The sequence below is a fragment of the Mesorhizobium sp. B2-2-3 genome (genome assembly GCF_006442405.1).
In the GTDB taxonomy this organism is placed as follows: Bacteria; Pseudomonadota; Alphaproteobacteria; order Rhizobiales; family Rhizobiaceae; genus Mesorhizobium.
In genome coordinates this window covers 222,755-239,062 of the sequence record NZ_VFWC01000005.1, presented here as the reverse complement: position 1 = coordinate 239,062, position 16,308 = coordinate 222,755, and the positions used below count along the sequence as shown (strand labels likewise).

At 62.0% G+C, this 16,308-nt stretch carries 18 protein-coding genes; 12 read left to right on the top strand and 6 right to left on the bottom strand.

From position 1 onward, the window contains the following. Positions 1–43 precede the first annotated feature (43 nt). The 5 genes from FJ951_RS11755 (at position 44) to fae (ending at position 4,585) form a co-directional block, all read left to right on the top strand. A complete protein-coding gene (locus FJ951_RS11755) occupies positions 44–1,105 on the top strand; it encodes an ATP-grasp domain-containing protein (RefSeq protein WP_246671719.1) in 1,062 nt (353 codons plus the stop codon). Continuing rightward, entirely contained in the window at positions 1,102–2,058 is a 957-nt protein-coding gene (gene mch / locus FJ951_RS11750) for a methenyltetrahydromethanopterin cyclohydrolase (protein ID WP_140515161.1), read from the top strand. Before FJ951_RS11755 ends, mch begins: the two co-directional genes overlap by 4 nt. A 51-nt stretch (positions 2,059–2,109) precedes the next feature. After that, complete coding sequence (locus FJ951_RS11745) at positions 2,110–3,057, top strand: RimK family alpha-L-glutamate ligase (RefSeq protein ID WP_140515160.1); 948 nt, start codon at positions 2,110–2,112, stop codon at positions 3,055–3,057. Positions 3,058–3,069: 12 nt separating this feature from the next. Then, positions 3,070–3,930, top strand: a complete 861-nt coding sequence (locus FJ951_RS11740) for a triphosphoribosyl-dephospho-CoA synthase (RefSeq protein WP_140515159.1) — start codon at positions 3,070–3,072, stop codon at positions 3,928–3,930. Between the two features lie 148 nt (positions 3,931–4,078). After that, positions 4,079–4,585, top strand: a complete 507-nt coding sequence (fae, locus tag FJ951_RS11735) for a formaldehyde-activating enzyme (RefSeq protein ID WP_140498176.1) — start codon at positions 4,079–4,081, stop codon at positions 4,583–4,585. 135 nt (positions 4,586–4,720) lie between these two features. Here the strand turns inward: fae and FJ951_RS11730 are convergent, their stop codons facing one another. Further along, the gene (locus FJ951_RS11730) at positions 4,721–5,512 is read right to left on the bottom strand and encodes a HisA/HisF-related TIM barrel protein (protein WP_140515158.1); all 792 of its coding nucleotides are present in this window, start codon (positions 5,510–5,512) and stop codon (positions 4,721–4,723) included. Between FJ951_RS11730 and FJ951_RS11725 the strand changes: the two genes are divergently transcribed. After that, positions 5,462–6,508: a hydantoinase/oxoprolinase family protein gene (locus tag FJ951_RS11725; protein WP_140515157.1), complete on the top strand. Its 1,047-nt coding sequence runs from the start codon at positions 5,462–5,464 to the stop codon at positions 6,506–6,508. The genes FJ951_RS11730 and FJ951_RS11725 overlap by 51 nt on opposite strands. 20 nt (positions 6,509–6,528) lie before the next feature. Here the strand turns inward: FJ951_RS11725 and FJ951_RS11720 are convergent, their stop codons facing one another. From FJ951_RS11720 to FJ951_RS11700, 5 genes are read right to left on the bottom strand one after another with little or no spacing between them, the layout of a single operon-like run. Then, the gene (locus FJ951_RS11720; protein WP_140515156.1) at positions 6,529–7,113 is read right to left on the bottom strand and encodes a DUF447 domain-containing protein; all 585 of its coding nucleotides are present in this window, start codon (positions 7,111–7,113) and stop codon (positions 6,529–6,531) included. After that, on the bottom strand, positions 7,114–8,508 hold the full coding sequence (locus FJ951_RS11715; RefSeq protein ID WP_140515155.1) for a DUF6513 domain-containing protein: 1,395 nt from the start codon (positions 8,506–8,508) through the stop codon (positions 7,114–7,116). Continuing rightward, positions 8,501–9,052 carry a flavoprotein gene (locus FJ951_RS11710; protein WP_140515154.1) on the bottom strand — a complete coding sequence of 184 codons (552 nt, stop codon included), beginning with the start codon at positions 9,050–9,052 and terminating at the stop codon, positions 8,501–8,503. The genes FJ951_RS11715 and FJ951_RS11710 overlap by 8 nt, the downstream gene beginning before the upstream one ends. Positions 9,053–9,055: 3 nt before the next feature. After that, the gene (locus tag FJ951_RS28750; RefSeq protein WP_140515153.1) at positions 9,056–10,882 is read right to left on the bottom strand and encodes a (5-formylfuran-3-yl)methyl phosphate synthase; all 1,827 of its coding nucleotides are present in this window, start codon (positions 10,880–10,882) and stop codon (positions 9,056–9,058) included. After that, positions 10,879–11,124 (bottom strand): hypothetical protein, encoded by a 246-nt coding sequence (locus FJ951_RS11700; protein ID WP_140515152.1) that lies wholly within the window; start codon positions 11,122–11,124, stop codon positions 10,879–10,881. Before FJ951_RS11700 ends, FJ951_RS28750 begins: the two co-directional genes overlap by 4 nt. A gap of 38 nt (positions 11,125–11,162) precedes the next feature. Between FJ951_RS11700 and FJ951_RS11695 the strand changes: the two genes are divergently transcribed. From FJ951_RS11695 to FJ951_RS11670, 6 genes are all read left to right on the top strand, one after another. Beyond that, positions 11,163–12,392 (top strand): ABC transporter substrate-binding protein, encoded by a 1,230-nt coding sequence (locus FJ951_RS11695; protein ID WP_140515151.1) that lies wholly within the window; start codon positions 11,163–11,165, stop codon positions 12,390–12,392. A gap of 21 nt (positions 12,393–12,413) precedes the next feature. Continuing rightward, positions 12,414–13,385, top strand: coding sequence for a YVTN family beta-propeller repeat protein (locus FJ951_RS11690; protein WP_140515150.1), 972 nt, complete (start codon positions 12,414–12,416; stop codon positions 13,383–13,385). Between the two features lie 29 nt (positions 13,386–13,414). Then, positions 13,415–13,858, top strand: a complete 444-nt coding sequence (locus FJ951_RS11685; protein WP_140515149.1) for a hypothetical protein — start codon at positions 13,415–13,417, stop codon at positions 13,856–13,858. A gap of 70 nt (positions 13,859–13,928) precedes the next feature. Continuing rightward, positions 13,929–14,717 (top strand): ATP-binding cassette domain-containing protein, encoded by a 789-nt coding sequence (locus FJ951_RS11680; RefSeq protein WP_140515148.1) that lies wholly within the window; start codon positions 13,929–13,931, stop codon positions 14,715–14,717. An 11-nt stretch (positions 14,718–14,728) separates the two neighbouring features. Then, positions 14,729–15,589, top strand: a complete 861-nt coding sequence (locus tag FJ951_RS11675; protein WP_181172229.1) for an ABC transporter permease — start codon at positions 14,729–14,731, stop codon at positions 15,587–15,589. Beyond that, positions 15,589–16,215: a hypothetical protein gene (locus FJ951_RS11670; RefSeq protein ID WP_140515146.1), complete on the top strand. Its 627-nt coding sequence runs from the start codon at positions 15,589–15,591 to the stop codon at positions 16,213–16,215. The genes FJ951_RS11675 and FJ951_RS11670 overlap by 1 nt, the downstream gene beginning before the upstream one ends. Positions 16,216–16,308 lie beyond the last annotated feature (93 nt).

Here is a 16,308-nt window from a genome sequence, read left to right as displayed (position 1 = left end):
CAGATCTCTGCTGATCGCGGCGATTTCAGGCCGGGCATTGGCCATGGCTGCGCGGCGTGCGGGCTATCGTCCGTTGGTCGCTGATTTCTTCTGCGATACCGATACGATTGCGCTGGCAGAACGAACGACCAAGCTGCCGGGCAACCTACAGGACGGCATCGACGGCGAGCGCATCATCGAGACGCTTCGGGACCTGGTCGGCGAAGACCAGCCGGTCGCCGTCGTCCTGGGCTCGGGTTTTGAGCGGATGACGGAGACTGTCGACGCCGTCGCTCGCCATTTTCCGCTTGCCGGCAATCGCGGCGCGGCGATCAGCAGGATCAAGGACCCGCAATTGCTGGCCGCGGATTGTGCCGAACTCGGCATCCCACATCCGGAATTCCGGTGGGATCGACCGCCTGAGCCAGACAGCTGGGTGGCCAAGACCGTGGGCGGCGCCGGGGGTGGGCATATCAGACAGGCGGCCGGAGAAAGCCAGACCACCGGCCGCTATTTCCAGCGTTTCGTCGCCGGACGCAGCATCTCGGCCCTGTTCGTCGGCGACGGCCAGGCCGCGCGCATCGTCGGCTTCAGCCAACAATGGACTTCCCCCGTCTCCACGGCGCCCTACCGCTATGGCGGGGCCGTGCGGCTGAGACGCTTCGACCGCAGGCAGGCGGCGGTCATCGGCGGCTGGCTTTCAGCCCTGACGCGCCGTGCCGGCCTGGTTGGATTGTGCAGCGCCGATCTCATTCGCGGATCGGATGGCTACAAGCTCATCGAGATCAATCCGCGGCCAGGCGCCACGCTGGACATTTTTGACGAGGCCGACGCGCCGCTGATCGAAGCACATCTGCGAGCTGCAACCGGCGGAACTTACCGTTTGCCACGCTTCGTCGATTCGATGGCTTCAATGGTGACCTACGCCGCGACGCCAATCGCGCGGTTTCCGTCGATTGCGTGGCCCGAATGGACCGCTGACCATCAGTCGCCCGGCACCCCTCTGATTGCCGGCGACCCCGTCTGCACCATCTTCGCGCGCGGTCCGAACGCCGATTTGACCAGGCGGCTCATCAAGGGGCAAGCCCGCCGGTTGCAACTCCAATGGGAAGGAGACCGGACATGAAAGACGGTTCGGCATTCCTGAACGACAATGCACAGCGCATCGCTGACGGCATGATCAGCGACGCCGAACGGCTGCGGATCGCCGCTTCCAAGGGAACCTTGGGCGAGCTCCTTATCGATGTCGGCGCCAAGGCGCCCGGCAGCGTCGAGGCCGGGCTGCGCATGGCGGAGGCGGCGATGGGCGGTCTCGGCAGCGTGTCGGTGTTTATGGACCGCACGGAGCGGAAATGGCCGTTCACCGTCGAGGTGCGCTCGTCGCAGCCGGTACTAGCCTGCCTAGGCAGTCAATATGCGGGCTGGAACCTGTCTGCCCAGGACTATTTCGCCATGGGATCGGGACCGGCGCGGGCACTCGCCCGCGTCGAACCCCTGTTCGACGCGCTTTCCTATCGAGACACCGCATCGTCCGCCGTGCTTATCCTGGAGACTGCCAAACCGCCTCCCCCAGCAATCGTCGAGAAAGTGAGCAAGGCAACCGGACTGGCAACCGACAAGCTCACCTTCCTCTACGCGCCGACGCAAAGCCTTGCCGGCAGCCTGCAGATCGTTGCGCGCGCGCTCGAGGTTGCCCTGCACAAGGCCAACGATCTCAAATTTCCGCTGGAGAACGTTGTCGACGGCATCGGAGCGGCGCCAATCCCCGCTCCCCACCCGGATTTCCTGACCGCCATGGGCAGAACGAACGATGCCATCATCTATGGCGGCAGCGTCCAGCTCTTCGTAAAAGGGTCGGCAAAAGAGGCCAGCAACCTCGCGGAGAAACTTCCGAGCCGCGCCTCACGGGACTACGGTCAACCCTTTGCCGAGATCTTCAAGCGGTTCAAGGGGGATTTCTATGCCATCGATCCACTGTTGTTCAGCCCGGCCGAAGTGATCGTGACGGCGATCGAAACCGGCGATACGTTTCGCGCTGGCCGGCGTGATCCAAAGATGCTCGAACGGAGCCTCGGTTAGCATGGCGGCACAAAGAGACCCGTCCGTCATCCGCCACATCCGAGGCACCACATGATCCCTCGCATCCTGATCGTCAGCGACAATTCGGACACCGGCTCAAGTGGCCTCGCGGCAAGGCTTGGTCGACGGGGCGCTATTGTTGCAACCGTGCCGCTGGCGGCGATCGCGTTCGACACCGGCAGCCCGGGCGGACTTTCGATCCCCGGTTTCGGCGGTGCGCTGCCCGATGCCGTGCTCGTCCGTTCGATCGCCGCAGGATCGTTCGAAGCGATCACCCGGCGCCTCGGGGTACTGCACGCGCTGAGCCGGCTGTCGGTTCCCGTGTGGAATTCGGCGCAGGCGGTCGAACGCTGCGTCGACAAGTCGATGACGACTTTCCTCTTGAAAAATGCTGGCCTGCCAACGCCACCGACATTCGCCGTCGAAGGACTTGCCGCCGCCAAGGAGATCGCGGCGCAGGAGCTTCGGGAGGGACCGCTGGTGCTGAAACCATTGTTCGGGGCGCAAGGCCGCGGGATAAGGCTGATCCGTACGCTCTCCGACCTTCCCGCCGCAGACGAGGTGAACAGCGTCTACTATCTCCAGCACTATGTGTCGCGCGCCGGCCCGCCCTTCCGGGATTTCCGCGTTTTTGTCTGCGCCGGCGAAACAGTCGCGATGATGAGCCGCAGCAGCGACGACTGGATCACGAACGTCAACCGGGGTGGCGTGCCGGAGCCGGTTTCGGGACCTGGCAAGGCTGAGCTGGCATCGCTGGCTGTCGCCGCGTCAGCCGCCGTCGGCGCGGATTTCGCCGGCGTGGACATCGTGCGAGCCGACGATGGCAGCTTGTTCGTACTCGAGGTGAACAGCATGCCCGCCTGGTCAGGACTGCAATCGGTGGTCGCTGTGAACATCGCCGAAGCGATCGCCGATGCCCTGCTGAAATTCCTGGCCGACCGCACCGAAGCGACCGCCGCGCCGCGGCCCTTCCGTTTCACCGCGCCGGCGAATTCGTAACGGAGCGGCAGGATGGCGTTATCGCGTGAACGCCTCCGGGCTAGCTACAAGGATGCCTGCCGGATGGAGATCGAAGCTCTGAAGCCGGGCAACGTCCACCTGTTCGCCGACGGACACGGCATGTCCGCCGCCCAGTTCATGATGAGTGCCGAGGTTTCGTCCGAGCCGCTGACCGATCCTCGCCTCTCGGTCGGGCAGCGCATGCTGGAGGCGGTGCGTGCGACACGCCTGGCGGTAGCAACCAACACCAATCTCGGCATCGTCCTCCTGGCGGGGCCTCTGATAGGCGCCGCCGAAATGAGGAGTGGCAGCTTGCAGGACAATCTCGACTCGCTGCTGCGCGCGTTGAGCATGGACGATACCAGGGCAGTGTTCGAGGCGATCGCCATGGCAGCGCCAGGCGGCCTGGGAGATGCCGCGAATGATGTGCGGCAGGAGCCGAAGGTTCATCTCTTGGAAGCAATGCGGGAGGCTGCCGACCGCGATATGATCGCCCGCCAGTATGACACCTGTTTCGGCGACGTGTTCGGGGTAGGGCTGGCCGCGCTGGTAGGGGCGCTAGCTCGCGGAGAAAGCGGCATGTGGCCGACCGTGTTCGCCTATATGGCGTTTCTCGCAGGCTTCCCCGACAGTCACGTGGTGCGCAATCACGGAATTGAAGTCGCAAATCAGGTGCGACAGGACGCTCTTTCCGTTCAGGCGACGCTCCATGCCAACGGCGACGAGCCGTCACGCATTCGCCTGCTCATGGAGTTCGACCGCCGGCTGAAGGCGGACAAAGTAAACCCCGGCACCTCGGCCGATCTGACCGTGGCTACTCTTTTAGTCCACACTCTAGGCACTCGCTTGCATAATCGCGGCGTTGGTGCTTGACTTCCAAAAGCGGGAGCTGTGCTTCCGCGGCTATCTAGCCAACCGGTCCGGGCAATCCGGGCGCTGCCAACAAGGATAGCTGTCCATCGAGCGCCTGCTCGGTTGCAGCGTCCGTGGACATCATAATTGTGTCTTGGAGGAAATTGGCATGGCAAAAATCTCGAAGGTAATGGTCGGTGAATCGCTGGTCGGGGACGGCAACGAAGTCGCGCATGTCGACCTGCTCATCGGGCCGCGAGGGAGCGCAGTCGAAACGGCATTTTGCAACGCGCTCACCAACAACAAGGACGGTTTTACCTCGCTTTTGGCGGTGATCGCGCCCAATCTTCAATGCAAGCCCAATACGGTGATGTTCAACAAGGTCACGATCAAGGGCGCCAAGCAGGCTGTACAGATGTTCGGCCCGGCGCAGCACGCCGTTGCAAAGGCAGTGCAGGACAGCGTCGCGGACGGGACAATTCCGGCAAACGAAGCGGACGACGTGTTCATTTGCGTTGGCGTATTCATCCATTGGGACGCGGCCGACGACGCCAAGATCCAGAAATACAACTACGAGGCGACAAAGGAGGCCATCCAGCGCGCTATCGCAGGAACCCCGACCGCCGCCGAAGCCACCGCTCAGCGCGACAACGTCAAGCATCCGTTCGCGGCCTAGACAAGAGACAGCCCCGCACAGGAAAAGCCATCTTCCGAAACGGATGGTCTGTTGCGCCGGCTGAAAAGGGTTCTGGGCTTTTGAAGCGACACTCCCGAAGGGCGCCCGCCTTTCGGGGGTGAGGAGCAACTGTGATCAGGCGCCGAACGACGCCAGGTGACTAGGTGTGAGCGTGGCGTTGTGCAGTGAGGTTGCGACCAGCGCTGCGGCGATGCCCATCGCTGACAATGCGTGGATATCGTTGTCATCGCGGACGCCGCCGGCCGCGATGACCGCGCGACTTCCCGCCTTGGCCTTGACCTCCTCCAGCCGCCTGAAGTCCGGGCCGGCGGCCGCACCGACTTTGGCCAGCGTCATGACGATCACCTTTTGCGGCCAAAGCTCGGGCTCAGCGAGAAGAGAACGCGGTCCGCAAAAATCATCGCCAAGGAAATCAAGGGACAGGATGAGATCGGGATGATCGCGAAAATGCCGGAGCAGCACATCGTCCTGCTGCGATTCGGAGCCCAACACGGGGTGCACCGAACGTTCAGCAAGCGCCGCCGAAAGTGTTTTCCTGTCTGCTACGCCGGCATCGACCCAGAGCTCAGGCGGCTGCGTCATCGCCCTCAGCCGGGCAAGTGCGTCGCTGTTTGGAGTACCGCCTCCGATGGCGTCCAGATCGGCGATGTAGAAGGTCGAAAAGGGATAAAGCGTGCGCAACCCTTCGGCGACGGCGAGGACATCGGAACTTCGGCTGAGCGGGGTAACGATCGGCCGGTAGCGATCGCGTTTTCCTTGCTGGGCGCGAACGACCTCGCCGCCTTTCAAGTCGAGAACCGGAATGATGCGCAACGTTTTTCTCGCCGACCAACTGCTGTCATGAAAGCTTGAAGTGTGGAAAAAAGAAAGAGCATCATTGCGGGCTTCGACATTGGCGGCGCGCATCTGAAGGTGACGCGCGCGCAAGGCGGCCGCATCGTCGGCGCGGTAACGATCGCCACACCGCTCTGGCAAGGGTTGCACAGCCTGACCTCGGCCCTCGACGAAACAGCTCCGATCTATGCGGAAGCCGATCTCAACGCGTTCACCATGACGGGCGAACTATCGGACATCTTTGCGTCCCGCGATATCGGCGTGACGACGCTGCTGGGTCAGATTTCCAATCGTTTTCCCACAGGCGAAAAGCTGATCTATGCCGGATCATCCGGCTTTGTCGAGGTCGAGCAGGCAGCGCGGCTGAGCACTGATGTCGCCTCCGCCAACTGGCACGCGACAGCCTCTTTGGTGGCAAAACTGGCCGGCGATGCCCTGTTTGTCGATATGGGCTCCACCACCACCGACATTATCGCCATAAAGGACGGCGCCGTCGTCAATGAGGGCTACACCGATGCCGGACGGCTTCTGACTGGTGAATTGGTCTATACCGGTTTCACCAGGACATTCCTGTTCGGTGTAGCCTCGTCTGCTCCGGTCCATCGAAGGCTGACGCCATTGATGAACGAGTATTTCGCCTCGATCGCCGACGCGCACCGGATCCTGGGCGTGCTCGATGAGGAGGACGACATGCACCCTTCCGCCGACGGCAAGGAAAAGACCGTCCACGGCTCAATCGCGCGACTGGCGCGCATGGTCGGGCGCGACGCCGCTGAACTTTCGCCGCCGGAATGGGGTGAAGTCGCACGCTGGTTCAGCGAGCAGCAATTGCGGAAAATCCACGACGCAGCATCCCTGGTTGCCTGGGGTCTTGCTCAAGATGTTCCGATCGTCGGCGCCGGAACGGGCCGCTGGCAGATCAGGCGGCTGGCCGAGCGCATGGAACGTCGCTTTGTCGATTTCGCCGACATCGTCCCCGCCCATGACGCTGTTCGCGGCGAGGCCAGCCGCGCCGCACCAGCATCGGCGGTGGCGCTGCTGGCTGGATATCGATCACAAGCAGCGTAGCGGCGCTCGCGCCGTCATGCTCACGCGTCCCCGCTGCTGGACCCTTTGGCGGCCAGGTGATCGCTGACACGCTGCATCAGCCAACCCCAGGCTTCCCATTCGTCGGCGCCGGCTGTCTTTTCGATAGAGATCGAAAGATACGCGATCTCGGCCTCGATCTTGTCGCGGGATAGCATGCCGAGCCGGCTGACCAGGATGGCCAGTTCCAGAACAGCCGCCTTGGCGCGGTTCAGGCCGGTGAAGGGCGCATGCATTTCCTCTCGAACCACGCGGCAGAAATGGCGAGGGCGCACGCCATCATCGTCAACGCTCTCGACTTCGAGAACCGAATGCGCCAGCGCGGTCGCCAACCGGGGAACCAGAAAATCTTCGACGGGAACGGTCGGCCAGTCCTTGCGCCCGGTCAGGCATCCAGCGAAGACGCGCACGTCGTCGGTGTAGTTGGCGATGGCGAACGGCACCGCCGCCAGATTGTCGAGCGTAACCGAGGGACGAAACGGTGCGATGACCCAGCCGTCTTTTTCGGAGATTATGCCGATCGGTGCGATATGGATCTTTCCTGTCCTGTCGACAGTGGTGATGATTGTCTCGCGAATGTAAGGCACCTAGCCCTCCTTCTTCGCGCGAAGCGTCTCGCCCGGTTCGGCAAGACGGGTACGGTCGGTTTCGAGAGCCGGTGCGGCAACGCCCCATGCGAGCGGCTCGTCCTGAACATAGCGCTTGCCGAGGCGCCACGCGATCTCGGCTTTCGTCAGTTCCGCGCCCAGATAAAAAGCATGTGCACCGTCGGTCTCCACGCCAAGGCCGGCGAAGAATTCGAACGCATCCGTGGCAACCGCGTGCCCTTTGCCATTGAAAATATGAATGCCGTCCTCCGCTGCCGCGATACGGTAGTTGGCGTCGCGCACCTCGGCCGCCAATGCAGCGATATCATCGGTCGAGGCCGTGAAAGGCTTGCGATCGTGGATCTGCAGCAAGCCTGGGTGATAGCTTCGCGGCAGTGCACCGTCATTGCGGGCGGCAAACATCACGCGGCGGGCAATGTCGTGCTCCTCGATCGTCCGTACCGTGTGCGGGCTGACATGCACGGCTAACACGTTTCGAACCCCGAGTTCCGAGCAGAGGCCCGTTAGAACAGCCGTAACGCCGGAACTGTCGGCATCGGTAAGTTCGGTGAGATTGCCGGTGCCCATCAGCAATTCGATCTCCGGCCAGCGGCGGCGCGCCTCGATGAAGCGGCCGAGCGATTGGGCGAAGCCGAAGTGGATCGGATCCAACACGGGATCGGCGATAAAGGAAATGCCAGCCCTTTGCGCCGCATCGATAGCGCGGCCAAGCGAATCCAGATCGCCAGGGGCGGAAGGGATCAACACCGCCGTAGCCCCATGGCCGAAGACTAACGGCAGCGTGTTCTCGTCGAGGCTGAGAAGATAGTCCGCACCGGCGCGCGCACCGATCGACAGTTCGTCCGCGCTGGCCGAATCGACGCTGACCTGAAATCCTTGTGCCTTGAGCTCGCGCACAGCCTCCGACAGCAACGGAAATGGCGTTTCAGGCAGGCAGCCAAGATCGATGACATCGGCGCCGGCCGCAGCTAGCGTCCCCGCCCGCAGCGTGAGCGCTTCGATCGACAGCATTGGCGCATCGACGATCTCGGCGAAGATGCGCATATCGTGACGCGTAAGATCCGGCGGCTCGCCGACACGGCCGAGAAAGGCCGGCAGGTCCGCGATCTCGTCAGGACCGCGCGCAAAGGGCACGCCGAAATGGTTCGACAATTGCTCGATATCGCCGCGATAGCGCCCTGGCAGGATAAAGCGGTCAACGGCGTTGGGCGCGATGAGACGCCGCTTTATGATGTCTTCGGTCATCAGTGCGGCGACCTTGACACCTATGTCGACCACCTCCCACGAAAACTCCGTCTCGCCCAGACCGGATAGCAGCTTTTCCAACCGTGCCCTGGCCAGATGTCCCGTGAGAAAGACCAGCCGCTCAGCCATGGCCGGACAGCTCGGCCCGGCGTTGCTGAACCGCCGCGTTGAGGTCCGCGAGCGACTCGACGACCTGGGTTCGTTCGAACCCCTTCAGCCGCTCGGTGTTTTCCAGGTCAATCCTGCGCGGATAGACTTTGACCAGGCCATGCGGCGCCATGGTTTCGAGTTCGGGTGCGGTGTCGCAGGCAAAGACGATGATCGGCACGCGGCACTTTCCGGCTTGCGCAAAGACGTTGGTGGCAAGCGTATCGGATATACCCCAGACGCATTTGGCAACCGTGTTGGACGAGGCAGGCGCCACCACGACCGTGTGGTAGACGCCGTGGTAAAATTCGCCGACGGGAATGGCGCTCGCCGTCTTGTCGTGCAGCACGCGCGTCGTCTCCGGAAAATCGAGTTTGAGCTTGTACATGCGCAGCACTTCATTGGCGGCTTTCGACACGAAGACATCGCAATGTTCGAGTTGGCGAACAAGTGCGAAGCTCTCCGTGAAAAAATGCCCGGACCCCGTCAAAACCCACGCCCAGCGCGGCACGTGCAGCTTCACCATCGGCTATCCTGCCTTCTTTGCCGAGCGGGTCGAAGCCACAATCCCGATGCCGGGCAGCTTGCCCGATGCGAGTAGCGCGCCCGCCTCGGCGGCATCCTTCGGACCGGCGAGACGGAAATCGATGCCGTCGGGCAGCATGGCGGCAAAGCCTGGGTCGACAATGCCCCTGGCCTTCAGGCTGTCAGGGGTATCGTTGTCGAAGAATGCATCGGTCTGCTTGATAAGCAACAGCGCGTTCGCGCCAAGCTTCCCGCCAAGCCAGGCAGCCAGGGAATCGGAGGTAATGTCCCAAGAGGCCGGAAGGTCCGGTGCCGGCAACGCAAGTGACGACGGCAGCCACACCGGAACCTTGCCTTCGTCCAATGCTCGCACAATCTCCTCCAGCGATCGTGCCGGCGTCAGTCTTTCGTCCCGATCGAGGATGATTTGGCCGAACTGCTCCATGGCGAGGATCGCCATGGCATGTGCGGCGGTGTCGGAAAAATCCATGCGGGTCTGCGTCTCGCGCACCTGATCGGCAAACAGGCCGCCGCCGGGCACGATGACGATCGGTAACCTGGAACCCGCCAGCGCCGCGATCCAGCTCGTCATTTCCGCCGCATGGGCAGTGCTGCCGCCAAGCTTGACGACGGCCCGCCCGAGGACGTCGGAGCCTTGCTGGCGCGGCCGGGAAACACTACCTCGGTCTTTTCGGCCGGCAGAGCCGGAGGCGACACCGCGTCCTGCCGATTGGCGCTTGCGTTCGATCTCGACGCCGACACCGCCAGGCCCGAGCTCGAGTTTTTCCACCCTTACCGTGACGCGCACGACGCGCTGGTTCTCCAGAACGTGCGCCGCCACTTGCTCGGCCAAAGCCTCGCTGAGCTGAATGTGCCCCCGCGCGACGATGGTGCGAATGCCGTCCATGATGATGTCATAGGAGAACACATGGCGCATGTCCTCGGGATGGTCGGTGACTTGCAGCACGTCGGCGATCACATCAAAGCGCACCTTTTGAGTATGACCATGCTCGAAGCTGTAGGCACCGATCTGGACCGGCAGAACAAAATCCCGCACGAAAATCCTGTCCGTGCCCAGTGTCGGATCGGTGCCCGGCGAATAGCCTCTCGCTGCCAACAGGCGATAGTCGATGCTCGATTTACCGCCCGTCCCAGGCTCTGCCGGGACCAATTCGCGAATCTGCGAGACCGCCTCGGCGCTGATTGAACCCGAGCGGCCGGCATGGCCACACAGCGCGCCGCGAAAGCCGAGGAAATCGGGAGCGAAAGGCAATAGACGTGGAATATCCGGGGCTTCGAGCGATCCGCTCAGGCCAACCATCAGACCGAGCGACTTGGCTCGATCGACGAATCCCGGAATCCGCTCCGGTGGCAAATGGTCGAGCAGCCGGCCCTTTCCCTTCTGCGCGGTATCAACCATCACGCCGTGGAAGCGGTGCCTGCCGAATACCGGCAGGAGCTCGAAGTCCGGCGCCATATCGGCAAAGAGCACAGCGATCAACTTCGTTCGCGCGGCGAGCGGTTCGAGCGCCTCCGCGCAGGCAGGGATGTGAGCCGATGGGAAAAACCCGATCTTGACATAATCGACGCCGGTCGCCGCGATCTCTTCAGCCTTGGCGCGGATCGTTTCGGGTTCCATCGGCAGGTCGCCGCAGACCGCGCTGACCGGAGCCCGACCAGCGATGAACGAAATCGTTCGGCGGATGGTTTCCGTGGGTACCGCGCCCAACGCTCCCGCCTTCGGATCCTTCAGATCGACGATGTCGGCGCCGCCCGAAAGAACGATCTCCGCCTCTTCGATGCCGGTGACGCTGGCCAGCATTCTGGTCATTTGAACAGTTTCTCCAGTTTGGAGGACAAGATTTCGTCCGCTCGATTCTCACGCACGTCGCGGATGACATAGCTGCGAACGACCTCGAAATCGAAGATGGCAATCTTTTCAGCCGCCATCGCATGTTTGTCAAAAAGACAGCGAGCCAGGGCAGACGCGAAAAGTCGTCCGATAGGGTTTGATAAATTTTGCGGGTCGGCTAAGTTGACCATGGGCACCTGGACTTGGCGCTGCTCCGACACCCGTCGGACCTCAGCGCAAGAATGGGTAATTACTATCGATGACGAGCGCGGTGCCGGGCACTCTCGCCGCCTTTTTGTGCTTTTTTTCCCTGACCGTCAACGCTCCGGGCGCGATAGCCCAGGAAGCTGTGGCGAAGCCGGAAAAAAAGGTCACTGAAATCAAGATAGGGTATTTGCGGGCCTACGCGCCGCAATTGACGCTTTCCATGCTCGACCTGCCGCCGCGTGACGAAGGTGTCGCCGGCGCTACTGTGGCAATCGGCGATAACAACACGACCGGAAAGTTCACCGACCAGAAATTCAGCCTCGACGTGACCGAGATCGAACCCGAAGCCGACGCGGTCCAGGCATTCGAGGACCTGATCGCCAAAGGTGACCACTATGTCGTCGCAGACCTCTCGGCCAAACAATTGCTGTCGATCGCCGATATAGCCCGCGACAAGGGCGTGCTGATCTTCAACATCGGTGCCACCGACGATAGCCTGCGCGAGGAGGACTGCCGCATCAATGTTTTTCATATCGCGCCGACGCGCAGCATGCTTGCCGATGCGCTGGCGCAGTATCTCATGGTGAAGAAGTGGCCGAATTGGGTGCTGCTCTACGGCTCGCATGAGCAGGACCATCTCTACGCCGACGCGTTGCGCCGCGCGGCAACCCGTTTCGGCGGCCAGATCGTCGCCGAGAAGGAATTCAAGGACACCGGCACGGCCAGGCGTACCGACACCGGCGCCACGCAGATACAGCAGCAGATTTCCGTATTCACGCAGGATCTGCCGGAGCACGACATTGTGCTTGTCGCCGACGAAAGCCAGGTGTTTGGCACCTACGTGCCCTACCGCACCTGGACGCCGCGGCTGGTCGCCGGCACGGCCGGGCTTGTTGCATCGTCGTGGCATCCCGCCAGCGAGCAATGGGGCGGCATCCAGATGCAGAGCCGCTTCCTGAAGACGACGGGCCGGCGGATGCTTTCCAAGGACATGTCGGCGTGGACAGCAGTGCGTGCCGTCGGCGAAGCCACCACGCGCACCAAAGGCGACGATGCCAAAAAGATCAGTGACTACATCCGGTCGGGCGATTTCTCGGTTGCCGCCTTCAAGGGACAGAAGCTCACCTTCCGCAAATGGAACCTCCAGCTTCGCCAGCCGATCCTGCTTGGCGACACCAAGTCGGTCGTGTCGACATCACCGCAGGAGGGCTATCTCCACCAATTCTCCGAACTCGATACGCTTGGTATCGATCAGCCGGAAACGAAATGCGTTCTCAAGTAGGGCCAAAGGGGAGGAATTTGCGTGCAGACACGAGCTTGTGCATTCGCCATTCTCGCGGCCGGCCTCACGGCCAGCCCGGCATCGGCCTATACGGCCTACGTTTCCAACGAGAAGGACAACACGATGACGGTCGTCGACACGGCCACCATGCAAGTGGTGAAGACCGTCGAGGTCGGCCAGAGGCCACGCGGCATCACCATCTCGCATGACGGCAAATTCGTTTATCTTTGCGCCAGTGACGACGACACGGTCGAAATCATCGACACCGCGACGCTGCAAATCGTCGGCACGCTGCCATCTGGCCCCGATCCCGAATTGTTCGTGCTCTCGCCTGACGGCAAGACGCTCTATGTCGCCAATGAGGACGACAACCTCGTCACCGCCATCGACGTCGAGAGCAAGCAGGTCATGGCCGAGATTCCAGTCGGCGTGGAACCGGAAGGCATGGGTATCAGCCCTGATGGCAAGATCATGGTCAACACCTCGGAAACCACCAGCATGGCGCATTTCATCGACACTGGCACCCACGATGTAACCGATAACGTACTGGTCGACACGCGCCCGCGCTTTGCCGAATTCAAGCCGGACGGCTCGCAGGTCTGGGTCAGCGCCGAGGTCGGCGGCACCGTCAGCGTCATCGATAACGCCAAACGCGAAGTGGTGAAGAAGATCCAGTTCGCGATTCAGGGATTGCGGGCTGAGACCATCCAGCCGGTAGGCATCGCCATCAGCGCCGACGGCAAGAAAGCCTATGTCGCGCTCGGCCCGGCGAACCATGTCGCCGTGGTCAATACCGACACCTACGAGGTCGAGAAATACATCCTCGTCGGCCAACGCGTCTGGCACCTGGCCTTCACACCCGACCAGAAAACGCTGATCACCACGAATGGCAACTCCAACGACATCACGTTCATCGATACGGCGACCGACGAGCCGGTCCAATCGCTCACCGTGGGCCAGCAGCCTTGGGGTGTGGCCATTTCGCCCAAATAGCAGACATTGATCATGGGGAGGATCGCGACATGAAATTTCGCCATAGGTTTATCTTCTCCGCGCTCGCCGGATTTGTGCTTGCTCCGATCGGCGCAAGCGCGGATGACGCAACGCCAAAACCCTCGCGTGCCAGCAAGAACCTGCCGGAATTGATTATCGGCTCGGCCGATTCCACCTATGCCGTCAATCAGAAGGATTTCGAACTGATCGCCGGTCAAGGCTATCGGTGGAAGATCACCTCCAAGGGCGGTTTCGAATACAAGTTCGTGACCGACCTGTTCCGCAATGTGTGGATGGACCAGATCGTCATCGACGATCTGGAGGTGCATATGGACGGCGGACCGGCCTGGCTGGAATTCGACGACGCGGGAACAATCCAGGTGCAATTCCACACAGTTCGCCCGGGCGAATATACCTGGTCGGTTCCCGACCTCGCCGACAAGGGCCTGAAGGGCAAGATCACGATCAAGTGAGACCAAAGGCAATCAGGCGCGCTAGATAGCAGTGCGTCCTGCCAACGCGTCCTGAAGGAGCGATCCGGGCATGCAGCATGTGAGGACAAGCGGACCGGGAGACGAGGCGGCGGCGCTCGACGTCAGTGCCGTCAGCCACTCCTATGGACCGAAGCGGGCACTCAACGAGGTCTCGTTCTCGATCTTGCCGGCGACGTTCACCGTCCTGCTCGGCCTCAACGGGGCCGGCAAGACAACGCTGTTCTCCCTGATCAGCCACCTCTATGACACGCGTCACGGGTCGATCCGCATCTTCGGCCACGACATCCGCAGCGCTTCGGGCGAAGCGCTCAGACGGGTCGGCATCGTGTTCCAGGCGCGCACGCTCGACCTCGATCTCAGCGTCTATCAGAATCTTTCCTACCATGCCTCGCTGCATGGCATTGGCGGACGCGAAGCCCGGCAGCGCATCGCCGCGCTGCTTGACACAGTCGACATGCAGGGCCGCCAGCATGACAAGGCACGCAGCCTCTCCGGCGGTCAGATGCGGCGCATCGAGATCGCCCGGGCGCTGCTTCACCGACCTTCCCTGCTCCTGCTTGACGAAGCGACCGTCGGCCTCGACATCGAGTCGCGTGCTGGCATCCTCGCCACCATCCGCAAGCTCGTCGAAACCGATGGTATCGGCGTGCTCTGGGCCACGCATCTGATCGATGAAGTCGACGATACCGATCATGTCGTCGTGCTGCGGCGGGGTGACCTGGTCGCCAGGGGCAAGGTGTCGGATGTCGTCCAGGCAAATGGAGGAAATTCCATTCGCGATGCCTTTTCGAAGCTCAGCCGCATCGACGCGGCAGGCATGGCGGAGACATCGTCATGAGCGCTCCTGCGATGCCCGGAAAAGTTGTCGGCATCAAACCGGTAGGGTCTGAACCATTCGGCCTCCGCCACTATCTCATTTGCCTGAAAGGCATCGTCCTGCGCGAGTGCCTGCGCTTCCTGCACCAACGCGAACGGTTCATTTCCTCACTGGTGCGGCCGCTCGTCTGGCTGTTCATCTTCGCCGCCGGCTTCCGCCAGGTGCTCGGCGTGTCGATCATCCCTCCTTACAAGACCTATGTGCTCTACGAGGTCTACATCACTCCGGGTCTGTGCGGCATGATCCTGCTGTTTTCCGGCATGCAGTCTTCACTGTCGATGGTCTACGACCGCGAGATGGGCAACATGCGCATCCTGCTGGTCAGCCCATTTCCGCGCTGGTTCCTGCTGGTGTCGAAGATGTTGGCCGGCGTGGCCGTATCGATCGTGCAAGTCTACGCATTTCTGATCGTCGCCTGGTTGTGGGGCGTCAGGGCGCCGCCGCTCGGCTATCTCTACGTGCTGCCGGCGCTGTTCCTGTCGGGCATGATGCTTTGCGCGCTCGGCATGCTTTTGTCGTCCATGATCAAGCAGCTCGAAAACTTCGCCGGCATCATGAACTTCGTCATCTTTCCAGGCTATTTCGCGTCGCCGGCGCTGTATCCTTTGTGGCGTATCCAGGAGGCAAGCCCCCTGCTCTACAAGATCTGCCTCGCCAATCCGTTCACCTATGCCGTCGAACTGATCCGCTTCGCCTTCTATGGGCAGATCGACTGGCTGTCGCTGTGCGTCGTCGCCGGTTGCACGCTGTTGTTTCTGGGCGGCGCCATCATTGCATACGATCCTTCGCGCGGCCTGATGACCCGCAAACAGGACACGGGAGGAAACGGCTGATGGCGCGAATGAGACTTGTCCACACCCTGGTGCTGATCGCCATGCTTGTCCCGATGGACGCCAGGGCGGCAAACACCGATCCCGACTGGCCTTGCATGCAGCGCAAGGTGCCGCAGCTCTCGCTCGGCCAGATCTGGAATGGGCCGGAGCTTCCCCCGGCGGCGAAGGATTGGTCGAAGGATTCGGGCGTCTCCGCGCTGGTCGAGGCGGTGGCGGCCCGACGGACGCCGATTGCCGAAGCCCAGAAGGAGATCAAGGACTTCGTGGCTTCTCTGCCGGCGGAGCAGGTCGCACCAAAGATGGCGATGCTGGTGCAGGGAATGTTCGATCACATGGACGCCGAGCGTTCGCACGTGATTTCTGGCATTTCCCGCTATGCCCACAAACAGCTCGAAATGGCGGCTGAATTGCGCAAGGAAGCATCCGACGTCGACGCCCTACGTGCCAAAGCCGACGCCGATCCGGACGAAGTCGAACGGCGAACCGACCAGTTGAATTTCGCGACGCGCATTTTCAACGAACGTGTCCAGTCGCTGACCTATGTCTGCGACGTGCCGACGGTAATCGAGCAGCGGCTCTATCAATTGTCCAGGACCGTCTCGGAAACGCTCGGTCAGAAGAAATAGACCTTCAGTCGACCTCGCGACGGATTTAACGTCCCTTAGGCCATCGACACGTCCGGCGTCTCGCTCTGGTCGATCTCCGAGCGCCGTGCGGCG

Excerpts from the sequence above, each read along its gene's own strand:
- FJ951_RS11755 (WP_246671719.1), top strand. The coding sequence starts at position 44 with ATGGCTGCGCGGCGTGCGGGCTATCGTCCGTTGGTCGCTGATTTCTTC.
- mch (WP_140515161.1), top strand. The coding sequence starts at position 1,102 with ATGAAAGACGGTTCGGCATTCCTGAACGACAATGCACAGCGCATCGCT.
- FJ951_RS11745 (WP_140515160.1), top strand. The coding sequence starts at position 2,110 with ATGATCCCTCGCATCCTGATCGTCAGCGACAATTCGGACACCGGCTCA.
- FJ951_RS11740 (WP_140515159.1), top strand. The coding sequence starts at position 3,070 with ATGGCGTTATCGCGTGAACGCCTCCGGGCTAGCTACAAGGATGCCTGC.
- fae (WP_140498176.1), top strand. The coding sequence starts at position 4,079 with ATGGCAAAAATCTCGAAGGTAATGGTCGGTGAATCGCTGGTCGGGGAC.
- FJ951_RS11730 (WP_140515158.1), bottom strand. The coding sequence starts at position 5,512 with ATGCGCGCCGCCAATGTCGAAGCCCGCAATGATGCTCTTTCTTTTTTC.
- FJ951_RS11715 (WP_140515155.1), bottom strand. The coding sequence starts at position 8,508 with ATGGCTGAGCGGCTGGTCTTTCTCACGGGACATCTGGCCAGGGCACGG.
- FJ951_RS11710 (WP_140515154.1), bottom strand. The coding sequence starts at position 9,052 with ATGGTGAAGCTGCACGTGCCGCGCTGGGCGTGGGTTTTGACGGGGTCC.
- FJ951_RS28750 (WP_140515153.1), bottom strand. The coding sequence starts at position 10,882 with ATGACCAGAATGCTGGCCAGCGTCACCGGCATCGAAGAGGCGGAGATC.
- FJ951_RS11695 (WP_140515151.1), top strand. The coding sequence starts at position 11,163 with ATGACGAGCGCGGTGCCGGGCACTCTCGCCGCCTTTTTGTGCTTTTTT.
- FJ951_RS11685 (WP_140515149.1), top strand. The coding sequence starts at position 13,415 with ATGAAATTTCGCCATAGGTTTATCTTCTCCGCGCTCGCCGGATTTGTG.
- FJ951_RS11680 (WP_140515148.1), top strand. The coding sequence starts at position 13,929 with ATGCAGCATGTGAGGACAAGCGGACCGGGAGACGAGGCGGCGGCGCTC.
- FJ951_RS11675 (WP_181172229.1), top strand. The coding sequence starts at position 14,729 with ATGCCCGGAAAAGTTGTCGGCATCAAACCGGTAGGGTCTGAACCATTC.
- FJ951_RS11670 (WP_140515146.1), top strand. The coding sequence starts at position 15,589 with ATGGCGCGAATGAGACTTGTCCACACCCTGGTGCTGATCGCCATGCTT.